The following is a 19,915-nucleotide window of genomic DNA, read 5'->3' as shown; positions in this document are numbered from 1 at the left end:
TGGAGGAGGAAACTAATGGATAAAATAAATCTATCCTTTGAGGAAATGTGGCAAAGGATAATAGCGTGTGATCATAATTATGATGGGTATTTTTATACTGCTGTTAAAACCACAAAAATTTATTGTAGGCCATCCTGCAAATCCCGTAAACCCAAGAAGGAAAACGTAGTATTCTACAAAACTAAGTCAGAAGCTGAAAAAGCAGGGTTTCGTGCATGCAAACGATGTAAGCCTGATTTACTACTAGCTCCTCAAGAGGACTTAGTCGAGCAGGTCATTTCTTTTTTAACTAATAATTATAGACAACCCTTAACATTAGAAAATATATCATTACATATGGGAGTCAGCCCTTTCCATTTAGAGCGTGTATTTAAAAAGGTTACATCAGAGAGTCCCCGCCAGCTCTTAGAAAGGATTCGTATAGAAAAGGCAGCCCATTTACTGAAGCATACAAATGCCTCAAACTTAGAAATAAGCTTGCAAACTGGATTTCAAAGCACCTCTACTTTTTATAAAGCCTTTAGAAATTCTTTTCAAAGTTCCCCAAGTGAATTTCGTAAACAATGGAGGATGATGCAAGTATGAATGAAAAAGTACAACTAAGTCAACTGAGCATTCCAACTCCACAAGACTTTAGTTTCGCTGAATGTCTGAAGCATTTAATGAAACCTGAACAAGAATGGTTGTACAGAGTTATCGACAATTCCATTTATAAGCTACTTAAAATGGATGATGAACTCATTTTGTTCATAATTGAGTGGCAACCAGGAAATATAATTGTCAAATTCCCTCTTACTCAACCATCTACTATACAAGTTAAAAAAGTTACTACATTTATTAGTGAATGGTTTGATTTGGAGAAGGACTTGAGAGATTTTTATGAACTTGCTAATAATGATCCTATTTTACGTCCAATCGTTCAAAGTTATTATGGATTACGTATAGTTGGTATTCCCCATTTTTTTGAAGCAATAAGTTGGGCTATTATAGGTCAGCAAATCAATTTAACATTTGCTTACACTTTAAAGAAGCGCTTAGTAGAAAAATATGGAGAATCGTTAGAGTATGAAGGTAACAAATATTATGTTTTTCCTTCATTAGAAATAGTTGCATCTTTAACTGTAGAGGATTTAAAACTGCTACAATTTAGTGCTAGAAAAGCAGAGTATATTATAGGAATCGCTCAGCTCATTCTACAGGGAAAGTTATCGAAGGATTTAGTACTTAAACAAAAGACACTCGAACAAAAGCATTTGTTTTTAACATCTATTAGAGGAATTGGACCTTGGACCGCAGACTATGTTTTAATGAAAAGCCTACAAGAGCCCACTGCTTTCCCTATTTCCGATGTTGGCTTGCATAACGCCTTAAAAAAACAATTAAACTTAGACCGTAAACCTACTATGGCTGAACTAAAAGAATTGGCTATGAATTGGGAAGGCTGGCAGGCTTACGCTACATTTTATCTTTGGAGGTCATTATAATGCATAGAGTAGACTTTCAATCACCGATTGGAGTATTAGAAATCTTAAGTACGATGGAGGCTATTTATGCCATCCACTTTACCGAAAGAACTGAGACAGATTTTCAATTGGATGACAATCATCCTGCTGTAGTTCATATATGCGTTAAACAATTGCATGAGTACTTTTATGGAGACCGGATGGACTTCACTTTTCCATATATTTTTGAAGGTACTGATTTTCAACAATCTGTTTGGAAGGCACTTACTAAAGTTCCATATGCCACAACTGCAAGCTACAAACATATTGCTCAATCTATAGGTAATGACCGTGCGGTTAGAGCTGTTGGGAGTGCGAACAATAAAAATAGGTTGCCTATCGTTATACCCTGTCATCGAATCATTAGCGTTGGAGGAAAGTTGACAGGTTACGCAGGTGGGCTATGGAGAAAAGAATGGCTTTTAAACCATGAACAAGCAAAATTAAAAAACAATCCTCTTAAAAGCATTAATGTAAAGAAGCCGTGACTATTGTCTCGGCTCCTTATTTCCAAACCATTTAATTTAATTTTATAAATTTACTAAAAGGGTTTGTTGAAAATCTATTGTACTCTTTCCCGTAGTCTTCTCAAAATTTTTATAAAAATCATCTAATGACTTAGATAATAATAACTCCGTTAAAACTTCAGTACCATACAAACTATCCAGTTTTTTAACTGTAAAGTATCCCTGAAGGTACACCTTATAATGCTCTAATTTAGATGGTATTGTTTTGTTTGTGTCTATTAACCGATAATCCACTGTTTCACTTAATATGTTCGGGTCGATAACTCTATCCTGATATCCTACGTACTCACTCAGCCCTTCGATAAACCAAAAAGGTAGATGCTCCATTTTGCTGCTTAATCCATTGATTTTAGCGAACTGGTGAATACGATAATGGGTATATTCATGTAATAATATTCTTTCCCATCTTTGTTCCTCGTCCATTTTCATAAGATGTATTGATTGATCCATGCGCTTATAGTAACCTACCGCTCCTGGCGATATTTCCTTAATAGCAGCTGGATCATTATATATTTCAATCGATAAAGGGTCCTTCACTTCATTTCCAAAAATCAGATCAAGTTTAGCCTTTTCTTTCTCTAAAAGAGAGGAGTACTCATTCACAGAGGCTATATTTTCTTCTGCAAAATAATAAGAAATATTCGCAATTTTTTTCTTTTCTATATCCTTTTGGATGAGGCTATTAAAGAAAATATGGAATATGCTTCCTATTTCTTTCTCTCCTGTATTTGTTATCTTAGATGAAGGAGTTATCTCTTGATAAGGCTCCTCTGCATAGTTCAACCAAATGCTTCCTCCGATGAATATGGAAAATAATAGAGTGCCAACAAAAAAGAAACTAGTCATAAGAAGATTATTAATCTTTAAGCAGATAATTTTTAAAGCAAAGAGGGCAATGAGCACGCCATATTCTAAATAGGACCAACTGGAAAATTCGATAAACATTTGCACGACAAACAATCCGACGACAATAGGTAACAACAAATACAATACTTGAATAATTAAGGCTTTCAATTTATCCTCCTAATGAATAAAAGTTCATTTGTAAGTTGCAATGTTTTCCTTGGCGTGGTTTACTCGTTTCATTCCAACCATTGTTGACAATATGTCTTTTGTATTCATTAGGAATCGCAAGATATCATCTGTGTTTTCCACATCTTTACCTAGGTTAAATGGTGCGCTGGTCGTAACGTGAATATCTAGATCCCTAGCAGCTTCTAAAACTGTCAGCGCTATCCCTGAAACTGATTGAGTTTTCCTATTATTTGCTCCAGGTAAGGAACTATTTAAGGGCACTTGGATAAATCTAAAATGATGGCTAAGCCCTCCTACCTTTCTCGCTATTTTTTCCGTTTTTTCTAAAGATATATAGCCTTTCTCATCACTATCTGTAATTAAACCCAGCCAGGTAGCCAAACCGTAAAATCGTATAGTTTGCTTTTTTACTTGTTGCTCAAAGAAATAAAATAATTCTTCAAGCATTTTGTAGAACGCCTCTTCTCCAAGAACTTTCATAGAAATTTCCGGAACATGTAAATAATAAATATCAATTGTCTCCAAACCAAGGTGTGATCTGCTTTGATTTAGTGCAAACTGAAAATAGCTTGGAGTAAGTACGTGCTTTTGATGTGCAACTGTCTGTATTTCCTTTTCTTGAATGATTTCATTTTTTAAGAGCACATATTTTAGATAGTCACTTGGAACAAGACCCGCATCTATATCACCTGGAATTAGGCCCGCCTTTGTTGAGATGACAAACTCACTTCTATCAAGTTCTTTGTTTGTTATTAGCGACTCTAGCACTTTCCCTATATCTTTCTCTGATTTCATACCACGATAATTTAGAGCGGTATCAATAAAATTCACACCATTTCTGAGGCAGTATTTAATTGTTTTTTCATACAGCTCGGAATCTTCATTTGTCATATCGCCTAAATGTGTCCCGATTGCAATTGGCGAGCAATAAAACCAAGTAGTTTCTCTATATTTTGACTCATGATTATTTAAATAATTTAATGTTTTTTCTCTGGTGGCATAACCCTTTATCATCTAATGGGCTTCTCCTTTAAATAAGATAAAGCCATATAGTAGGCATGAGCTGTAAAAAGTTGTTGGATCTCTCCATTCACGATCAATGAACCCATTTCATTCCAGTTATAAATATGAACATCTATAAATTCTGTAGGGTCGAGCTGCTGACCACTAGTATGATAAGCATCTAGAAGCAGATAGGTAAATACCTTATTGGTTTGAGTTGCCGGATTTACGTAAAATTGGCCCAATAATATAGGTTCTCGGTCTGTTGAGTAGCCCGTCTCTTCTTGAACTTCCCTTAAAATTGCTTCCTGATAGCTTTCTCCCCTTCTGGCTTTCCAGCAGGAATCTCTAAAAATATGTTTTGAGCTGAATAGCGATATTGACTTACTAATACAATTTGTTGTTCCTTTGTAAGCACAATAGCATTTACCCAATCATCGTATTCATTTACATAATAATCTTCAATTATTTGACCATTGGGCAACTCGCATTTGTCTTTTCGTAAATTGCCAAACGGTGACTGGTACAAATAGGATGAGCTTAGCTTTTTCCATGTGTCCAATATTTTCACTCCTTAGATAATACATATTCAGGTTCCGTAGATATAGCTTTACCAATAAAAAATATAAAAGCGAGGAAGAAAGGAAAGATAATTAGTTGTCCAATAATGATAAACGCTGTTGCAGGTGATGGGTCATCTCCCCTGTAGGTTATAGGAAAAATACTAGCGAACAAAAGAATGAAAAAAATCAAATATGGAAACCACAGGAAAGAAGAAATATATCTGCTCTTTCTGTATTGGAGCCACCTGCCGTTTACTAGGAGCAGAACTGTTATCAATAATATGAAACCTAAAACATGGAGAATCATCATAAATAGGTTTACGGCGTCAGTTTCCCAATTCGTTATACGAGCTATTCTATAAAAGTTTAACTGTAATTCAAATGATATAAAAATCATAAGTGCAATAATAATGCTAACTATGTTCAGACGTAAAAAGTAATTGATACAAAAACCACCTTTATTTATTTTGCAGAGAGCTACCACATTCAGAGCAAAATTTGAAGGATTTGCCAACTGGGTGACCACAATTGGAGCAATAGACTTCCGCTTTTAATTGTCCCTCTTCCCATCCTTTGCTGGCTGCCGCCATTTGTTCACGTATTGCCTCATTGTTTATTTCTTTTAATTTCTTGTAGTTACCTACGCCTGTTAATAAAAAGCCGAAAAAGATAAGGGGTGCTCCTACGAAGAATAACCAGAAATATTGAGGCTCCTCAAAAAACTCCAGAGTAAAAATTTCAAAACAAGCAATTGCCAAGCAGCATATTCCAGCAAACATGATAATCGGACCTATAAATTTCACTACATATTCACCCCAATTTCAAAAAAATTCATAAGCACTCATTAAAATAATTAAATTCCTCTATGGAAATTGGAGCAGATAAGTTTATTTCATTATTTAAAGTAGCTATTACATCTGCTTCTCTTTTCAACCAATAGCGATAAGGTGATTCAGTTACAGCCTTCCATACAAAAAAGCCCTTTTCTGTTTCAGGAAAAGTTGAATGAGATGTTCCGCCTTGCCGCTTAGCAAAGGAAAAAAGAGAAAATTTCCCTAATGCGGGCTTTAATTATTTGTTTTTTCAAATAAAATACCTCTAGACCATATTATACAATACAATAATCATTATTTATTATAATTTTTTCATTTAATTGGGAATTATATAACTCGTTTTGCTGTTATTTCTGTTAGCGATTTAACAATGCCTACTTTTTGCATACTTGCATATTCTAACTATAAGGCTAGCTCACAAGGGAGGAACACCTAATGGGATTATTCATCAATGAATACCAAAACCCTGGGGTATTTAAAAATACGGCAGAAATAAAGGCACCTAATCAAACAGAATATCGATGTAACCACTTATCTGAGTTCATACAAGATCAAAATACTGCAAATGAAGCTTTTCTTCGAGCCATTAAAGGATTAAGAAGATCTCAATATCACTATGGTCATCAGCAAATAACTCAATCGTATGAAATGAATGCAAAACTACAGGAGTTAAAAGAACTCAATATCAAACATGAGCTTGTTGAGAAACAAGTATATAACTGGTTAGAAAAATTAGAGCTGCAAAACCATACTATACAGCTACTAATAAAAGACGAGCAATTAGGTAAAAACGATTTAACCGTTCAAATTGAAAAACTGGACGATACGCAAAATGAAATAATGTCTCGATTAGAACAAGCAGAGGTAACACAAATATGTATTGTAAATAAGCTCGAAGATCTTTCTCTAGAGAATAAGGAAGTTTTATCTCATATAGAAAAAGTAGATATTTTTAATGATGAAATAATGAATAAAGTTAATGAACAGAATCAATTCCGTCAAATAATTAATGAACAGTTTAATAATTTGGAAGATGGACAAAAGGAATTAACAAACAGAGTAGACAATCAAGAAGGATTAATGGAGAAGATTTTGCGCCAAATCGATCATGTAAGAACTTCATTGTTTGAAAGAACTAGCTTTTTAGAAGAGAAAATGGAGAAAATATATCACGCCTCCATAGCTAGCTTTCAGAAGATAAAAAACGGTTCTGAATAAACTTGAGGGGAAAACCTATAAACCTTAGCAAATGGGTTGGTGGATTTATCATTTTCATTTTATTGATTGGTTGTGGGACTGTGGCTTTATCGAATACAAATGATAGTAACAAATTCCCATATGAAGTTACTACGGAAGTAATGGATGAAAGAGCAATGATAGAACATGCCTTCAAGTCTATTAGAAGCTTTAAAAAGTTAGGCTTTATCAAACCAGAGGATAAGCTAGACAGCACACTCTTGACCTATGACCCATCCAAGGATGTACTAAAGTATCAAGAAACATTTTACTTAAGCACCGGCTACAAATATCTTTCGTTCTCTTCTCTACTAAATTATTCGAAAGAGGATTACGAAAATTACGTTCAATCATTAGAAAATTTGAGAAGGTTATCACACGAGAGCATGGAAATTGAAATTGGTAATAATGAGGATGCCTCATTTACAACACTTTTAGGTCTTGACGGAAATGAGCTATACCATATTGATTTTCTGAAAGAGGGATTTAGTAATGATGTAGTAGATGCTGTTGGCTTGTCTTTAAAACCAGTGGAGGAAGGTGTTTTTGAACGGTTTTATGATACACTTTTAAAAGATATGGACAAAATTAAATTCCCCACAATGGATAAGGGCTATGAAGTTAAGTCAATTATATCTAAATGGATAACAGATCATATCGGTCCCGAATTAATAATCGAATATGAAAATTTTCAAAACAAAACATTCCTTTATACTATTAGAGATAGTGATCTTGTAATTGATGCTTATGACGAAAAAAGTAAATTTTTACTAAAGAATGGTACCGAGGTAAATTTATATGTATCTGCATATAAAGATGATTTTCTAGCTTATACGTGGTCTGATGGCATTCATTTTTATGAAATAACAATTGACACCCAAAAGAATCAATTGAAAAAAGAAGAAATATACAAAATAATCGAGTCTTCTCTTCAAGATAAGAGTACTTTTTCAGATTTAAGTCTTTTTAAACCTTTGAACGATTTTCCTATCTTAACCGAAAAAGATAAACAGCTACGAGAGATAATTCAGAAAGAAAATTAAAAGCGCTCGTAAAGTGTACTTTCTCCCCTAAAAGATCAAAAAGCGCTCCTAAAAATAGAAAAGTGTCTCCTAAAGGGAGCGAAAACCGCCCCAAAAGAACTTAAAGCTTCCGACATTTTTCTCCGGAAGCTTTTATTACAAGGCAAATATGAAACAATTTCTTATCATATGGAAACAAAAAAAGCACTGTTAGAACAGTGCTTTTGAAATTAAAACCGACCGATTATTTATTATTACTGAGAATGTTATCTAATTCAATCCATTGTTTCATCCTTGGCATCTCTACTGACTGATTATAAGATTGATCCATTATGAAAACTTTTGTCTGCACATCTTTTAGCGTTTCTAAAACAGCTGGCTTGTCATCAAAATAGTAATCTAGCTCTAATTTCATGATGGTTGCTATTTTTTCATCGTCTAGCATTCCACAATAGAAGTGTTCATCCTTCACTGGAAAGCCTTGCGCTTTCATCCACTCACGAGTCTGAGCACAATATTTTTTGGGGCGAGAGGTAATATAGTAAATTTCATGACCATCATTGTCTAAGGAATTTAGAGTTTCTAAAGCCCCCTCAAAAGATGGACAATCCGTAAAATAAATTTCCTCCATACACTCTCTCCACATAGCATTTCCATCTTCTTTATTTAGTCCAAATGCTTCATGGATCTCCACCGTCTGTAATGCACGGAAAACATCTAAATCCACACTTTGGTTGAGTTTCTTATTATACAAATGAAAAGCGTGCTCTCTTAAATTAATTAAAGTATCATCAATATCAAAACCAAATTTCATTTTTTGTTCTCCTACTCTTATAACATGATTGTAAATTGGGAAGCAAAGGACTGCTCCTTCTCAATTTGAGATGCTTGAATTTTTTCAATTTCTCTTTTTCTTTGAGTCGAGCAATCAAACGAATCCAATAAAGTTACGTAGTCTTTGTCTATTAACGTAGCTAAATAATCAGCATCCTTTAAAGCACTATTTAGACCAAATGCCCCAGTCGGTGTCATTGTATGTATAGCATCGCCTATCAATACTAAACCAGATGAGCCCCAGTTTTCACTTGTTGTGCTATACACATCTAATAGCACAAAATCCTTCCACGATTGAATATGCTTATGCACAGTTTCATTTAGGTCAGGAAAAGCTTCCACTAACTGTTGGATAAATGCTGTAAAGGGCTCCTTACGTAAGGTTGAAAATGAACCTTCTTCAATATTCCAGCCGACTTGTATAAAATCATTCGTTTGAGTAAATAACGATAATTGCTTATTATTGATTAACGCCATTTTGATCGATGGTTCCCATCCTTCTGGTGATGGGATTCTTGCCCATAGTAAATCATAACCGTGTTTTCGTTTATTTACCTCAATTTCTGCTTTTTTACGTACTGTTGAATTACGACCATCAGCTCCAATAATGAGCTGGCAATCTATCGTAATTTCTTGTCCATTTTGTATAGCTAAGACACCGCAATAGTTTCCAGCATCATCCTTTAGTAAATCGGCTACTCTAGTATTCATCATACATGTTAGATTTGGAAAATGAGTCCCAGATTTTATGAGGACTGATAAAAGGTTAGCTTGTGGTACATGAATGCCGAGATGACCAATCTCTGGTTGTGGTAAAATTGTTTTAAAAGGCTTACCATCCTGCCAGTACTCTAATTTTTCCATTCGTAGTAAGCCCAACTGTTCTATTTCTTCAAAAAGGCCGTATTTTTTTAGAATTGCTTCTCCCTCTTCATTAAGATGTTCTCCTCTAAAAGCTTTTCCTACTTCTTTATCTCTTTCTATAAGAGCTACATTAATATTTTTTCTAGCTAATAAGAAAGCAAGGAGAGATCCACCTGGACCAGCTCCAACAATACAAATATCGACTTTTAGATTCACTTTTCATCACCTTGCTTAGGATATGCAATTATTCGAAGGTCCTCTCCAAGCTTTTGGAACTCATCGAAATACAAATGCTTTGCAGCTATCATGGTATCCGGATTAGGACCTGTATAAGGTGTAATGGAATCTTTTCCTCCCAATACTTTTGGAGCTATATAAATATAATATTTGTCAATCAAACCAGCGTTTAAAAAGGAGGCATTTACTGCTCCTCCTCCTTCAACAAGGATATCGGTTATACCTAATCGATAAAGTTCTCGAAGTGCAGCATATAAATCTAATCCATTTGTTGCTTTGGAAACAAATATTAGCTTGACTCCCTTTGCTTCAAATGGCTTAGCTCTCTCCATTTCTACTTCGTCACTTGTTACAATAATAGTTTTAGCGGCTACTGTTTGAAGAACCTGGGAATCGATAGGTGTTCTTAAATTAGTATCCAAGATAATTCTAGTAGGATTTTTCCCTTGTTTCTCAGGAAGTCTTGTTGTCAACGCTGGGTTGTCAGCAATAACTGTGCCTACACCTACTAAAATGCCGTCTATTTCGTTTCGGAGATGATGAACTTCTTTCCTTGCACTTTCACTTGTAATCCATTTTGAATGTCCGTTATGGGTTGCAATCTTACCATCTAATGTCATCGCAAACTTAGAGATGACAAACGGCAATCCAGTAGTCATATTGTGTATAAAGCGTTCATTTAGTTTTTTTGCCTCTTCTTCCAGAACTCCAACTTCCACTTCAATGCCAGCATTACGTAGTAATTGTATCCCCCTACCGGCAACCTCCGGATTAGGATCCGTAGTCGCAACAACTACCCGTGCTACTTTGGAATCCTTTACCAAATTTGCACAAGGAGGAGTTTTTCCATAATGAGAGCAAGGCTCAAGCGTCACGTATAAAGTTGCTCCTTCCGCATGGCTTCCTGCCATTTTAAAAGCATGGACTTCCGCATGGGGCTCTCCTGCTTTACGGTGAATTCCACTTCCTACGATAACACCATCCTTAACAATTACTGCCCCTACTATTGGGTTAGGATTCGTTTTCCCTTTAGCACTAGCAGACATTTCAAGTGCTAATTTCATAAAATAATGATCTTTTTCCATACTATACTCACCTCATACAGTCAAACTAGGGTTTTCTTCTAAAATATGACCAGACTTTTCTACTTTCGTTTTCAAATAGAACTCATTCGTTTCAGTTAAACCACCCCAAAGAGGAACATGATGATCTGAAAGCAAACCATGTCCCTTTAAAGCAGCAAGCTTTCTTGGATTGTTTGTTATTAAAGTTACAGGCTTTTGTCTTAAAGACTCCAATACACGGATTGCATCTTCATAAGATCGTGTGTCATCCTCAAAGCCCAGCGCATGATTTGCTTCTACTGTGTCATATCCTTCTTCTTGTAAAAGGTAAGCAAGAGACTTGGAAAACAAACCTATTCCTCTACCTTCATGATCTGCTAAATAAAAGATGGCACCACAGCCGTGGTTTGCCACCATCTTCATCGACTCATGAAGCTGATAGCCACAGTCACATCTTTGACTACCAAAAATGTCACCAGTATGACAAATGCTATGCATACGAATTAAAGCATCTTCTTCATTAGAAAAATCACCATAAACTAGCACCGATGATTGCTGTCCAAAAGCCAAGTTAGCTGTGGAAATGGATTTTACGACGTCTTCCTTTGATAAATTTTTATCTATTTTCACCCAAGAGTACCATTTAAAAGTCGTTTCGAAATCATCTTGTTTTATAGGCAAACTTACCGGACCTACTAGGCAAAGATCGAATGCCTCATTTGTAGGTATTATGTTTATTTTATTTTGCAAAATTTGCATGGTTTCTTTTTTTATATTCATTCTCATTCTCACCTATCATTCTAATTCAATCGAATTTTATGTCTATTATATTCTGATTGTACAAATTCACTTACATAACGTAACCTAGTATAAAATTACAAGTGTTAAATGTCAAATTATCTATTCTTCCCTTATTGGTTCGCCATTTAAGTTTTTCTCTTTCAACTTATTATTTTAACACACCCCATACTATATTCTTCGTCTCTAATACTTATAAATAATATATCCATAATTGTTTGTTAAGCAAAAATCATGAAGAGACGCTTTTTCATGAGTTGAGCGATAAAACTTTTACACACAGCAATCGTCTCACATGAAAATCCTTTACTGTTGTACACTGACTGCTTATGACGCCACTATCCGTAGTGATGGTCAGAGTGAAAAACGTTCATGTTTAATTGTAAATTGCTTCATGTGAAATTTACAAATTTTGCAAAATAAAAAACTGTTCAATAAAAATTGAACAGTTTTCCAAAAATTATTTACTATAAAAATGTAACCATGCCTCGTAAATACCACCCGCACAATTTTGCGTTGCCCGAAACAATTTCGGATGGTCTTTAATTGCCAAAAGCTCTGGTTGAGCATTTGCAACAATTACGGACGGATAACCTAGACTAAGCATTTCCTCATCATTACCAGAATCACCAGCAATAAGAATCGACGCATTTGTATCTACATATTTTTCAATCACGTATGTCAAAGCAGATCCTTTTCCGCTACTTTCAGGTAGAATGTCAATGTCTCTACCTGAACTAAAGATAAACTTGTGAGGAATCTTTGAAAGCACTAACTCTTGCTTTAGCTTTTCCACGCTGTCATTATCTTCTTTTACTGTATAGGAAATTCTAGATTCATTGGGTAGTTTTTGAGGAAATATTGTTGGGTATTTAGAAACAATATTTTTAATGGCTTCTGGATCCCAATTAGATTTCATTTTATGTTCCCATTCTAAATCAACATTAAGGTCTGTGCCTACATATATACCTGTTCCCACATCCGAGATTAAAATGCTTGGCATTGGAATTTTTGCTTCTCTAATTAAATCTAAAGCGGAACCTTTATGTCTACCTGTGACATAAACCAAGGAAACCTTCTCATCAAGGCTTTCATAATATTTAAGTAATACTTTTAAATCCTCTTCACTACCGACCAGCGTACCATCAAGATCGGTGGCTAGCATTTGCGTAATCATTTGCATGTAACAAATCCTCATATGTTTTATCTATTTCTTTAGCAATGCTTGACCAGTTAAATATACGACTTGCACGTTCTGCAGCTTCTTTACCTAGTCTTTTTGCTAAAAGATTGTTTTTTAATATTTTCTTCATTGCATTAGCAAGTTGTGTAGAATCTTTTGGAGGTACTTGTAAACCTGTTTTACCGTGAGAAACAACATCTTTTAAGCCACCTACGCCTGAGGCAATAACTGGAGTCCCGCATGCCTGTGCTTCTGCAGCTACCATACCAAATGATTCGTAATAGGAAGGAACAATCACAGATGTAGCCTTAGAGAACAGCTCACTTAAGTTATGTTGAGATTGAGGACCTATAAATTCTATATATTCTTCAATTCCTTTTACTTTTTCTCTTAAACTTGGATCCGTTGGCAATAGTGTAATGGGATCTATTTCTTCTTTATCTCCACCTGCTAAAACGAGTTTAGCCTCTAATTCTGGACTTTCCTTTTTCATTTTATGAAATGCTTCTAATAGTGTACTAATTCCTTTAGTCTTTTCCAATCGTCCTGCATATACAAGTAAGGGCTTCATTCCTGCTTTTCGTTTAGAATGTGACTGGAACTCTTTTGCAACTCCAATCGAAATTACCTCAACTTCGGGATTGTTGTCTGCAAAATCTAAAATTATTTGTTTTTCAACTTCAGTTGTTGCAATAACCTTGTCAGCAGAGTTTAATATATGCTTTTCTGCTTCTAGACGAATAGGCTCCTCAACGCCTGTTGCCTGTTTTTTGGCTATGCCTAGGGAATGTGATGTATGCACAAGCGGAATACCGAATTCTTCCTTTAAAGCAAGTCCCAATAGACCAGACATCCAATAGTGTGAATGAATAACATCATATTTTTGAACAGATATTGTTTTTTTTATTTCTTCATAGAATGTTGGCAGAAGATCGTATATTTTAGTTTTAGGAATATAACCCTTATGCCCTGCAGCAAATCTTATTACTCTTGACCTACTACCTAATTTTTCGATCTTTGGAGTATCTGGATTACTCCAGTGTGTAACTACATCAACTGCAATTCCTCTCCGTCCGAGTGCAAGAGTAAGCTCTTTAACGTAGTTATTTTGTCCACCCGCCTGCTTACCACCTAATGTTTCTAGAGGGTCACCATGTTCGGAGATAAATAAAATTCTTTTCCACATAAACAGCATCTCCTATCTATCTTTTTCTTAACTAAGCTATTTATATTAATACCCTTACTTTCAGACTATTAAACTATTTTTATAAAGTTTTATGTTATTTAATGCAATATTAAGATAATTAGAGACAGTCAAAGTATGTCTTGGTTTTACAAATATCAACTTTCGAAAACCTTAAGAAGATATAGAATACGGGATTGTCAGTAGAAACAAATAATTGACAAAATAAAAACGCTCAAAGAATAAATCTTGAGCGTTTTAGAAAACTAATTTTTGTTGAATGCACCCATTACTTCAATAGTTTCTGTAATATTTACGAATGCATTACTATCTACTTCTTTAATCATTTTTTTTACTTCTCCTAGTTCATATCTAGTGATAACTGTGAAGAGAACTTTTCTAGATTGTTTTGTGTAAGCCCCTTCTCCATCTAACACAGTTATACCTCGAACTAGGTTTTGGAGTAATTTTTTTTGAACTTCTTCTCCCTTTTCTGTGATGATCATAAGTGTTATTTTTACATGCTTCGTATGAATCACATCTACAACTTTACCAAATACATACAAAACCAATAATGTATACATCGTTTGTTCCCAACCGATAAAATAGCCGGAAGCCAACACAATTACACTATTCATAACGAGCATCATAGTTCCCAATGAAAAGTCTTTTTTCTTTGTTATTACAAGTCCAATAATATCTATACCACCAGTAGAACCATTAAATTTAATAATCATTCCCGTAGCAGCTCCGCCTATAACTGCACCAAACACAGAAGACAAAAGAATGTCCTCAGTCACTTGCACCACAGGAATATATTGCATAGCTAAACTGGTTAAAAAGACAGAGTACATACTATATGCAACAAATTTTTTCCCAATACTTACAAAGCCAAGGATAAAAACAGGTACGTTAAGGATAAAGATGATCCATCCAATGTTCCAGTTTGTAAGAATACCAATAATCATACCAATACCTGAAAAACCACCTAATATCACTTCATGAGGTACTAAAAAAAGATTTAATGCAACAGCCATAAATAAAGATCCTAATGTTATTACAATAAAATTTTTCATTTCTTGCTCCTTAATTTTAATCGAACTTAACTATACAACAATTTTTATAGAAAAACTTATATTTTATAAAAAAATGTTGCTATTTCTTAAGGAGTCTTCATCAAAAGATGAAAAATTGTTATCAAATGAAATTGTTTTTAAATATTATAGCTATAATAATATTTTTCCAAATATATCTTCATTTAAATCCCTTGGTCATTCATCAGCACTACTCTCCAACCATCTGGATCTTCTATTGTAATGCCTTTCTCTTCCCAATAAGGATTTTCTGGTGGCACTGAATTATAGCCCATTTTAAATAATTTATAGCATATATCATCAATTATTGTTTTATGAGGTATATAGAAGACAAGCAAATTGTCCTTTGTGGGTGCAGGACAAGGAGAGCAATCTACATGGGTTGTAAATTCCAAGTGATATGATTTGTCAGGTAAGCCAATCATCACACCATCATAACCCTCGTGCCCCTTAAAGCTTCCTACAACCTTCAATCCTAGTCCTTCAGTATAAAACTTTATATTCTTTTCCATCTTATCTGTTGGTCTCGCGATTCTAATTTGCATCAAGCCATCTGTCCATTTTTCCATATATACCACTCCTTTTAGAAGAATATTAACATGAAGCAACTTATGATCTCTTCCCCCATAAGGAGGAACTTCCATTTAACTTAGCACTAAATTTTTCTATCTTTTCTTGTAAGCTATCTATCCTCGGTGATATGATGACACCATCTAATATTTTTCTTTTAAGTAAAAGAAGATTTTACAACGGAATTGTGGGTATCTATCCTCTGCTTCATACTTAACCTTTGAAAAGGACTGATGTAAAATGAGACAAATTATCGCAATGGGTGGTGGTGGCTTCTCTATGGAACCTGAAAATCCACTTCTTGACCAATACATATTAAAACAAGTTAAAAAGGAACAACCAAAAGTTTGTTTTATCCCAACTGCTAGTGGTGATCAGGATAACTACGTCAAAAGATTTTATCATTCTTTTGAAAATTTTAACTGTAATGCATCCCATCTTAGCTTATTTGAACCAAATTTCAATAATTTAGAGGAGTATGTGATGACACAGGATATACTCTATATAGGTGGTGGAAATACAAGGAATATGCTCGTCCTTTGGAAGGAATGGGGTTTAGATTTAATACTTCGTAAAGCATATGAAAACGGAATTATTCTAGCAGGGCTTAGTGCAGGTTCTATTTGTTGGTTTGAGGAAGGGTTAACCGATCCCTTAAACGCCCCCTTATATAAGCTAAACTGCCTCGGCTTTTTAAAAGGAAGCAATTGTCCACATTATGATGGAGAGGGTAAAAGAAAACCTGCTTATCACGAATTGATAGCTACGGGTGTTATGAAATCAGGATATGCTGTAGAAGATGGCGTTGCTTTACATTTTATAGATGAAGTTTTAAAAGGGGCTGTGAGTTCTCAATTGAATGGCCATGCTTACAAAATAGAAAAAGAAGATACTGAAGTTAATGAAAAAAATATATTGGTTACATATCTAGGCTAACTTGTTTATAGAGCAATTAATATGTGCTTTCTTTCTTAGTTTTCAAGAAAAAAATAAAAAAATATTTTGATTTCCTCCGTGATTTGACAAATTTTTCATTTCTCTTGATTTATAATGAACAAGTTCCATCGTTATTTCAAGAAAACTATTCTTTCGAATGTAGCAAATCTATCAAATGGAGGATATGTATGAAAAGGGAGTTGCGTCAAAAATCCTTATTGATTTTGATAAGTATTAAAAGAAAAGACATGTATAAAAAAGCGAAAAACCTTGGTTTTACTCACCCAATTGTTGTCGCTTGCAGCCAAGAGCTAGATCAATTACTTAACAAATATCAAGATAAAGTGTCTTAAATGAATAGCATGAGAAATAAGACCGTTCTATTCTTCTAGAGGAATTAATCGGTCTTATTTTTTAGGTGGAACTAAATTTAAACTTAACTTATTTCTTTGTAAAAAATCTTTTACCTAGCGTTTCCACTGTTTTAGGAAAAACAGCATAAAGCTTACTTGTTACGGTCATATATGAGGGAAGATCTACTTCTCTGACTGGTTTATAAATTGCTTTAATAATAGCATTGACCACTTTCTGTGGGGCTAGCAATTGCTTGCCCATCTTATCGCGATATCCGCCTGTTTGGTCTGCCCGCTCAAGAAAGGGAGTATCAATAGGACCTGGATTAATAGTTGTCACTTTAACGCCGTGCTCTCGAAGCTCCATGCGTGCTGCATTTGCAAATCCAATGATTGCATGCTTACTGGCAGCATAAACAGATGCCTTCGGTGTAGCCACTTTCCCGGCTTGCGAGGCAATAAAAATGATATGTCCAGATTTCTTTTCTTTCATCTTATTCGCAAAATATTTTGCAAGCATGATTGGCGCCTTCACATTTACATCAAGCATTTGCTCTACCTCGACATCCTGTAAGTCGGTCAGATAAGCAAAGGTACCAATACCTGCATTCAAAACTAACGTGTCTGGAGTTTCTATGTCTTTAAATAGGTTTTCAATTGAATACTGACTTGTTAAATCGGCCACTGTTGTATGTATCCCTACCTTAGATAATTGCTCCAAAGCCTGTTTATTTCTACCAGTAGCCCATACATCATGTCCTTCCTTATGTAATTGTTGCGCTAACATAAATCCTATTCCACTAGTAGCACCGGTAATAAGAATCCTTTTAGGCTTGATCATACAATAAAATCCCCTCATCTGTTTGCTTTTCTAAAATAAGGCCTTCATCCAACAGATAGTCTATTTGACCAATTGTTTCTGAAAGTGTTAAACCAAGCTCTTTTTCATATACCTTTGGGAACAATTGCTGAGTAAGTTCAAAAATGGTCTTTTCCCCATTACTCATCATTTCTAATACTTTTAATGCTCTCTCACGCTGCTTAATTAGTCGAGAAGATATTAACTCTGATACATCATATACTTCATTGCCATGGCCACTAAAAACTTTATGAACTTCCAAAGCTTGAACTCTTTTTAAGGATTCATTGTATTGTAGCATCGATTTTGGACGAGGTGCATTTTTGTCTAATGGTGGCTCAATTAATGGGTTGGAAGAAATTTTATCAATAATTAGATCTCCCCCAATCAAAACACCAGTTTCTTCTTCCCATAAGGAAATATGGCTCTGCGCGTGCCCCAAAGTTTCTAATACCTGAAGCTTGGGATGGCCAGGTATCACATCTCCCTCGTTTAACATTGTATCTAAGGAACGATTGCCAATGTAATTCAAAGGCCTTCTCATTTTTTCAATCCACTTTAAGTAATGTTCAGGGACTCCTTCCTCCACTAAACATTTGTAATAGAACTCATCATGATAGGTTAGGAATGAATGATTTTTTTCTAGCCACACTTGGTTATATGCATGACCTAGTATTTGTGCATTTTTAAATGCATCAATGCAGCCAGAGTGATCGGGATGATGATGAGTAAGGATAACTTGCTCAATATCGCACAACTGATATCCGGCTTCGCATATACCATTTTCAAGTGCAGAAAGAGCCTGTTCGGTTTTTGGACCTGCATCAACTAGAGTCAATATATCTCCTTTTATAAGGTACGCATTTACGTCTCCCACAGCAAATGGTGTAGGTATAATTATCTTATGTATCATTGTATTGCTCCCCTTTATCTGAATGACTATTCATTTATTTTACAGGTAAATGAGACTGGAGTCACTAAATTAGGTTGACTTATTTTGAAAAGACCCCTATAATTTCATTAATTCAGATAATTCAAGCTATGAAGAAGACTAGTACATATATGAAGGAGTTTAGAGAGTGAAATGCTTGCTGAAAATTTCACCTCCCTCTCTTATATCGAACCTACTTCTGAGCTACTATGAAAACATAGTCGTGACCTTCGCGATAAGAAGGTTTAAGTTGTGCTGTATTTACAGCAAATTTAGGTGGTACCGCGGAAATCCTACGTTTTCGTCCTTATTTCATATAGGGATGAGAGCGTTTTTTATTTTCTACAAATTTAAGGAGGTAATCAGATGGTAAAGCTGCAAAAAATAATAGATGCGCTTGATGAAGAGTTCCAGGTACAAAGCTATGGAACGGATCCTTCTTTTAGTAGATTTCTTCCACATTGCTATGATTCGATTGGATATGACTGGAAAAACAACTTCGAATATGATTTCACCCAACTATTTAACGGCTGTATGTTAAGTGGTTCAGAAGAGGTACAAACGATTTTTTTAGCAGTTTTCCCTACTGAAATTGTTTTGGAAAGATTTATTTCTGAAAGCCAAGAAGGTGACCTGTTATTTATGCACCACCCTTTACTCATGGAATGTGGCGACCCAAGAGGAAGTTGGGGAAGAGGCTTTCTACCAATAAAAGAGAAATATTTATCTCAAATAAAAGTTAAGAACCTTTCAGTTTATACATGTCACAATCCCCTAGATTGCCACACTACGTTGGGAACAAATAGTGCAATCGCCAAAGCATTAAACTGTGAAATACAAAATCCTGTCAATTGGAGTAACAAATATTTATCCCTTGGAAACATAGAAACAATAAGTACTGACAGCCTAATATCAAAATTAAAAACCCTTTTTGATATTCCCTACGTTGATTTTGAAGGGATTAATAAGGAGAAATTAAACAAAATAGCAATAGTGGCAGGATGTGGAGATGTTATTGATTGGATGCAGGAAGCTGAAAAAAATGGTGTGCAGGCTTATATAACCGGAGAGGTTCATTGCCATATCGACAATGAGTATGGCCATCGAAAATTTAAGAAAATGCAAGAATATATTGCCACTACATCAATGTCTTTAATAGGAGTTTCTCACGCGGCTTCTGAATATCTAGTCCATAAAACATTAGTAAAAGACTGGTTTGAGCAAAACTTCCATATTAAGACGATATTATTACCACAGGAAAAATGGTGGCTATAAATTTACTGAAGGAG

The 19,915-nt window shown here is 34.9% G+C and carries 23 protein-coding genes and 1 other annotated feature; of the genes, 8 read left to right on the top strand and 15 right to left on the bottom strand.

What is annotated here, in order from left to right:
• The first annotated feature begins 15 nt into the window (after positions 1 to 15).
• The 3 genes from D0S48_RS01765 to D0S48_RS01755 are packed head-to-tail and all read left to right on the top strand — an operon-like array spanning position 16 to position 1,990.
• Positions 16 to 585 (top strand): bifunctional transcriptional activator/DNA repair enzyme AdaA, encoded by a 570-nt coding sequence (locus D0S48_RS01765; RefSeq protein ID WP_151109663.1) that lies wholly within the window; start codon positions 16 to 18, stop codon positions 583 to 585.
• Positions 582 to 1,484: a DNA-3-methyladenine glycosylase family protein gene (locus D0S48_RS01760; protein ID WP_151109661.1), complete on the top strand. Its 903-nt coding sequence runs from the start codon at positions 582 to 584 to the stop codon at positions 1,482 to 1,484. Before D0S48_RS01765 ends, D0S48_RS01760 begins: the two co-directional genes overlap by 4 nt.
• Entirely contained in the window at positions 1,484 to 1,990 is a 507-nt protein-coding gene (locus D0S48_RS01755) for a methylated-DNA--[protein]-cysteine S-methyltransferase (RefSeq protein WP_191963852.1), read from the top strand. Before D0S48_RS01760 ends, D0S48_RS01755 begins: the two co-directional genes overlap by 1 nt.
• Before the next feature lie 42 nt (positions 1,991 to 2,032).
• Here D0S48_RS01755 and D0S48_RS01750 read toward each other — a convergent pair whose 3' ends face one another.
• From D0S48_RS01750 to D0S48_RS01730, 5 genes are all read right to left on the bottom strand, one after another.
• Positions 2,033 to 3,043, bottom strand: a complete 1,011-nt coding sequence (locus D0S48_RS01750; RefSeq protein WP_151109659.1) for a collagenase — start codon at positions 3,041 to 3,043, stop codon at positions 2,033 to 2,035.
• A 24-nt stretch (positions 3,044 to 3,067) separates the two neighbouring features.
• Positions 3,068 to 4,078 (bottom strand): aldo/keto reductase, encoded by a 1,011-nt coding sequence (locus tag D0S48_RS01745; RefSeq protein ID WP_151109657.1) that lies wholly within the window; start codon positions 4,076 to 4,078, stop codon positions 3,068 to 3,070.
• Positions 4,075 to 4,368, bottom strand: coding sequence for an NUDIX hydrolase (locus D0S48_RS20810; protein ID WP_255475388.1), 294 nt, complete (start codon positions 4,366 to 4,368; stop codon positions 4,075 to 4,077). The genes D0S48_RS01745 and D0S48_RS20810 overlap by 4 nt, the downstream gene beginning before the upstream one ends.
• The gene (locus D0S48_RS20805; protein WP_225321754.1) at positions 4,362 to 4,628 is read right to left on the bottom strand and encodes an NUDIX hydrolase; all 267 of its coding nucleotides are present in this window, start codon (positions 4,626 to 4,628) and stop codon (positions 4,362 to 4,364) included. Before D0S48_RS20805 ends, D0S48_RS20810 begins: the two co-directional genes overlap by 7 nt.
• Before the next feature lie 459 nt (positions 4,629 to 5,087).
• Positions 5,088 to 5,432 (bottom strand): zinc-ribbon domain-containing protein, encoded by a 345-nt coding sequence (locus D0S48_RS01730; RefSeq protein ID WP_151109655.1) that lies wholly within the window; start codon positions 5,430 to 5,432, stop codon positions 5,088 to 5,090.
• Positions 5,433 to 5,897: 465 nt separating this feature from the next.
• On the opposite strand from D0S48_RS01730, the gene D0S48_RS01725 reads away from it, so the two are divergent.
• Both D0S48_RS01725 and D0S48_RS01720 read left to right on the top strand, forming a co-directional pair.
• Positions 5,898 to 6,680 (top strand): hypothetical protein, encoded by a 783-nt coding sequence (locus D0S48_RS01725; protein WP_151109653.1) that lies wholly within the window; start codon positions 5,898 to 5,900, stop codon positions 6,678 to 6,680.
• Between the two features lie 80 nt (positions 6,681 to 6,760).
• Positions 6,761 to 7,741 carry a hypothetical protein gene (locus tag D0S48_RS01720; RefSeq protein ID WP_191963851.1) on the top strand — a complete coding sequence of 327 codons (981 nt, stop codon included), beginning with the start codon at positions 6,761 to 6,763 and terminating at the stop codon, positions 7,739 to 7,741.
• A 223-nt stretch (positions 7,742 to 7,964) separates the two neighbouring features.
• Here the strand turns inward: D0S48_RS01720 and D0S48_RS01715 are convergent, their stop codons facing one another.
• The 8 genes from D0S48_RS01715 to D0S48_RS01680 all read right to left on the bottom strand — a co-directional run bounded on the left by D0S48_RS01715 (position 7,965) and on the right by D0S48_RS01680 (position 15,546).
• On the bottom strand, positions 7,965 to 8,534 hold the full coding sequence (locus tag D0S48_RS01715; RefSeq protein WP_151109649.1) for a 5' nucleotidase, NT5C type: 570 nt from the start codon (positions 8,532 to 8,534) through the stop codon (positions 7,965 to 7,967).
• A 17-nt stretch (positions 8,535 to 8,551) separates the two neighbouring features.
• The gene (locus D0S48_RS01710; RefSeq protein ID WP_151109647.1) at positions 8,552 to 9,634 is read right to left on the bottom strand and encodes an FAD-dependent monooxygenase; all 1,083 of its coding nucleotides are present in this window, start codon (positions 9,632 to 9,634) and stop codon (positions 8,552 to 8,554) included.
• Positions 9,631 to 10,740: a bifunctional diaminohydroxyphosphoribosylaminopyrimidine deaminase/5-amino-6-(5-phosphoribosylamino)uracil reductase RibD gene (ribD, locus tag D0S48_RS01705; protein ID WP_151109645.1), complete on the bottom strand. Its 1,110-nt coding sequence runs from the start codon at positions 10,738 to 10,740 to the stop codon at positions 9,631 to 9,633. Before ribD ends, D0S48_RS01710 begins: the two co-directional genes overlap by 4 nt.
• Before the next feature lie 12 nt (positions 10,741 to 10,752).
• The gene (locus D0S48_RS01700) at positions 10,753 to 11,478 is read right to left on the bottom strand and encodes a GTP cyclohydrolase II (RefSeq protein ID WP_370455747.1); all 726 of its coding nucleotides are present in this window, start codon (positions 11,476 to 11,478) and stop codon (positions 10,753 to 10,755) included.
• Between the two features lie 499 nt (positions 11,479 to 11,977).
• The gene (locus D0S48_RS01695; protein ID WP_225321666.1) at positions 11,978 to 12,700 is read right to left on the bottom strand and encodes an HAD-IIB family hydrolase; all 723 of its coding nucleotides are present in this window, start codon (positions 12,698 to 12,700) and stop codon (positions 11,978 to 11,980) included.
• Entirely contained in the window at positions 12,663 to 13,886 is a 1,224-nt protein-coding gene (locus tag D0S48_RS01690; RefSeq protein ID WP_151109641.1) for a glycosyltransferase, read from the bottom strand. Before D0S48_RS01690 ends, D0S48_RS01695 begins: the two co-directional genes overlap by 38 nt.
• 263 nt (positions 13,887 to 14,149) lie before the next feature.
• Entirely contained in the window at positions 14,150 to 14,959 is an 810-nt protein-coding gene (locus D0S48_RS01685; RefSeq protein ID WP_144536173.1) for a YitT family protein, read from the bottom strand.
• Between the two features lie 182 nt (positions 14,960 to 15,141).
• Positions 15,142 to 15,546 (bottom strand): VOC family protein, encoded by a 405-nt coding sequence (locus D0S48_RS01680; protein WP_151109639.1) that lies wholly within the window; start codon positions 15,544 to 15,546, stop codon positions 15,142 to 15,144.
• A gap of 241 nt (positions 15,547 to 15,787) precedes the next feature.
• Between D0S48_RS01680 and D0S48_RS01675 the strand changes: the two genes are divergently transcribed.
• Together D0S48_RS01675 and D0S48_RS01670 are read left to right on the top strand one after the other, a co-directional pair.
• Positions 15,788 to 16,483, top strand: a complete 696-nt coding sequence (locus D0S48_RS01675; protein WP_151109637.1) for a Type 1 glutamine amidotransferase-like domain-containing protein — start codon at positions 15,788 to 15,790, stop codon at positions 16,481 to 16,483.
• A gap of 188 nt (positions 16,484 to 16,671) precedes the next feature.
• Positions 16,672 to 16,836 carry an aspartyl-phosphate phosphatase Spo0E family protein gene (locus D0S48_RS01670; RefSeq protein ID WP_144536167.1) on the top strand — a complete coding sequence of 55 codons (165 nt, stop codon included), beginning with the start codon at positions 16,672 to 16,674 and terminating at the stop codon, positions 16,834 to 16,836.
• 88 nt (positions 16,837 to 16,924) lie between these two features.
• Here D0S48_RS01670 and D0S48_RS01665 read toward each other — a convergent pair whose 3' ends face one another.
• Together D0S48_RS01665 and D0S48_RS01660 are read right to left on the bottom strand one after the other, a co-directional pair.
• On the bottom strand, positions 16,925 to 17,677 hold the full coding sequence (locus D0S48_RS01665; RefSeq protein ID WP_151109635.1) for an SDR family NAD(P)-dependent oxidoreductase: 753 nt from the start codon (positions 17,675 to 17,677) through the stop codon (positions 16,925 to 16,927).
• Positions 17,664 to 18,608 carry an MBL fold metallo-hydrolase gene (locus D0S48_RS01660; protein ID WP_151109633.1) on the bottom strand — a complete coding sequence of 315 codons (945 nt, stop codon included), beginning with the start codon at positions 18,606 to 18,608 and terminating at the stop codon, positions 17,664 to 17,666. The genes D0S48_RS01665 and D0S48_RS01660 overlap by 14 nt, the downstream gene beginning before the upstream one ends.
• A 119-nt stretch (positions 18,609 to 18,727) precedes the next feature.
• Positions 18,728 to 18,938 (top strand) — a binding site (T-box leader).
• 54 nt (positions 18,939 to 18,992) lie between these two features.
• On the opposite strand from D0S48_RS01660, the gene D0S48_RS01655 reads away from it, so the two are divergent.
• On the top strand, positions 18,993 to 19,901 hold the full coding sequence (locus D0S48_RS01655; RefSeq protein WP_144536162.1) for a Nif3-like dinuclear metal center hexameric protein: 909 nt from the start codon (positions 18,993 to 18,995) through the stop codon (positions 19,899 to 19,901).
• Positions 19,902 to 19,915 lie beyond the last annotated feature (14 nt).

Origin of the sequence: Psychrobacillus sp. AK 1817, assembly GCF_008807035.1 — a bacterium.
Taxonomy (GTDB): Bacteria; Bacillota; Bacilli; order Bacillales_A; family Planococcaceae; genus Psychrobacillus; species Psychrobacillus faecigallinarum.
Note: the sequence above shows the minus strand (reverse complement) of the source record. Positions and strands in the feature narration are given on the sequence as shown.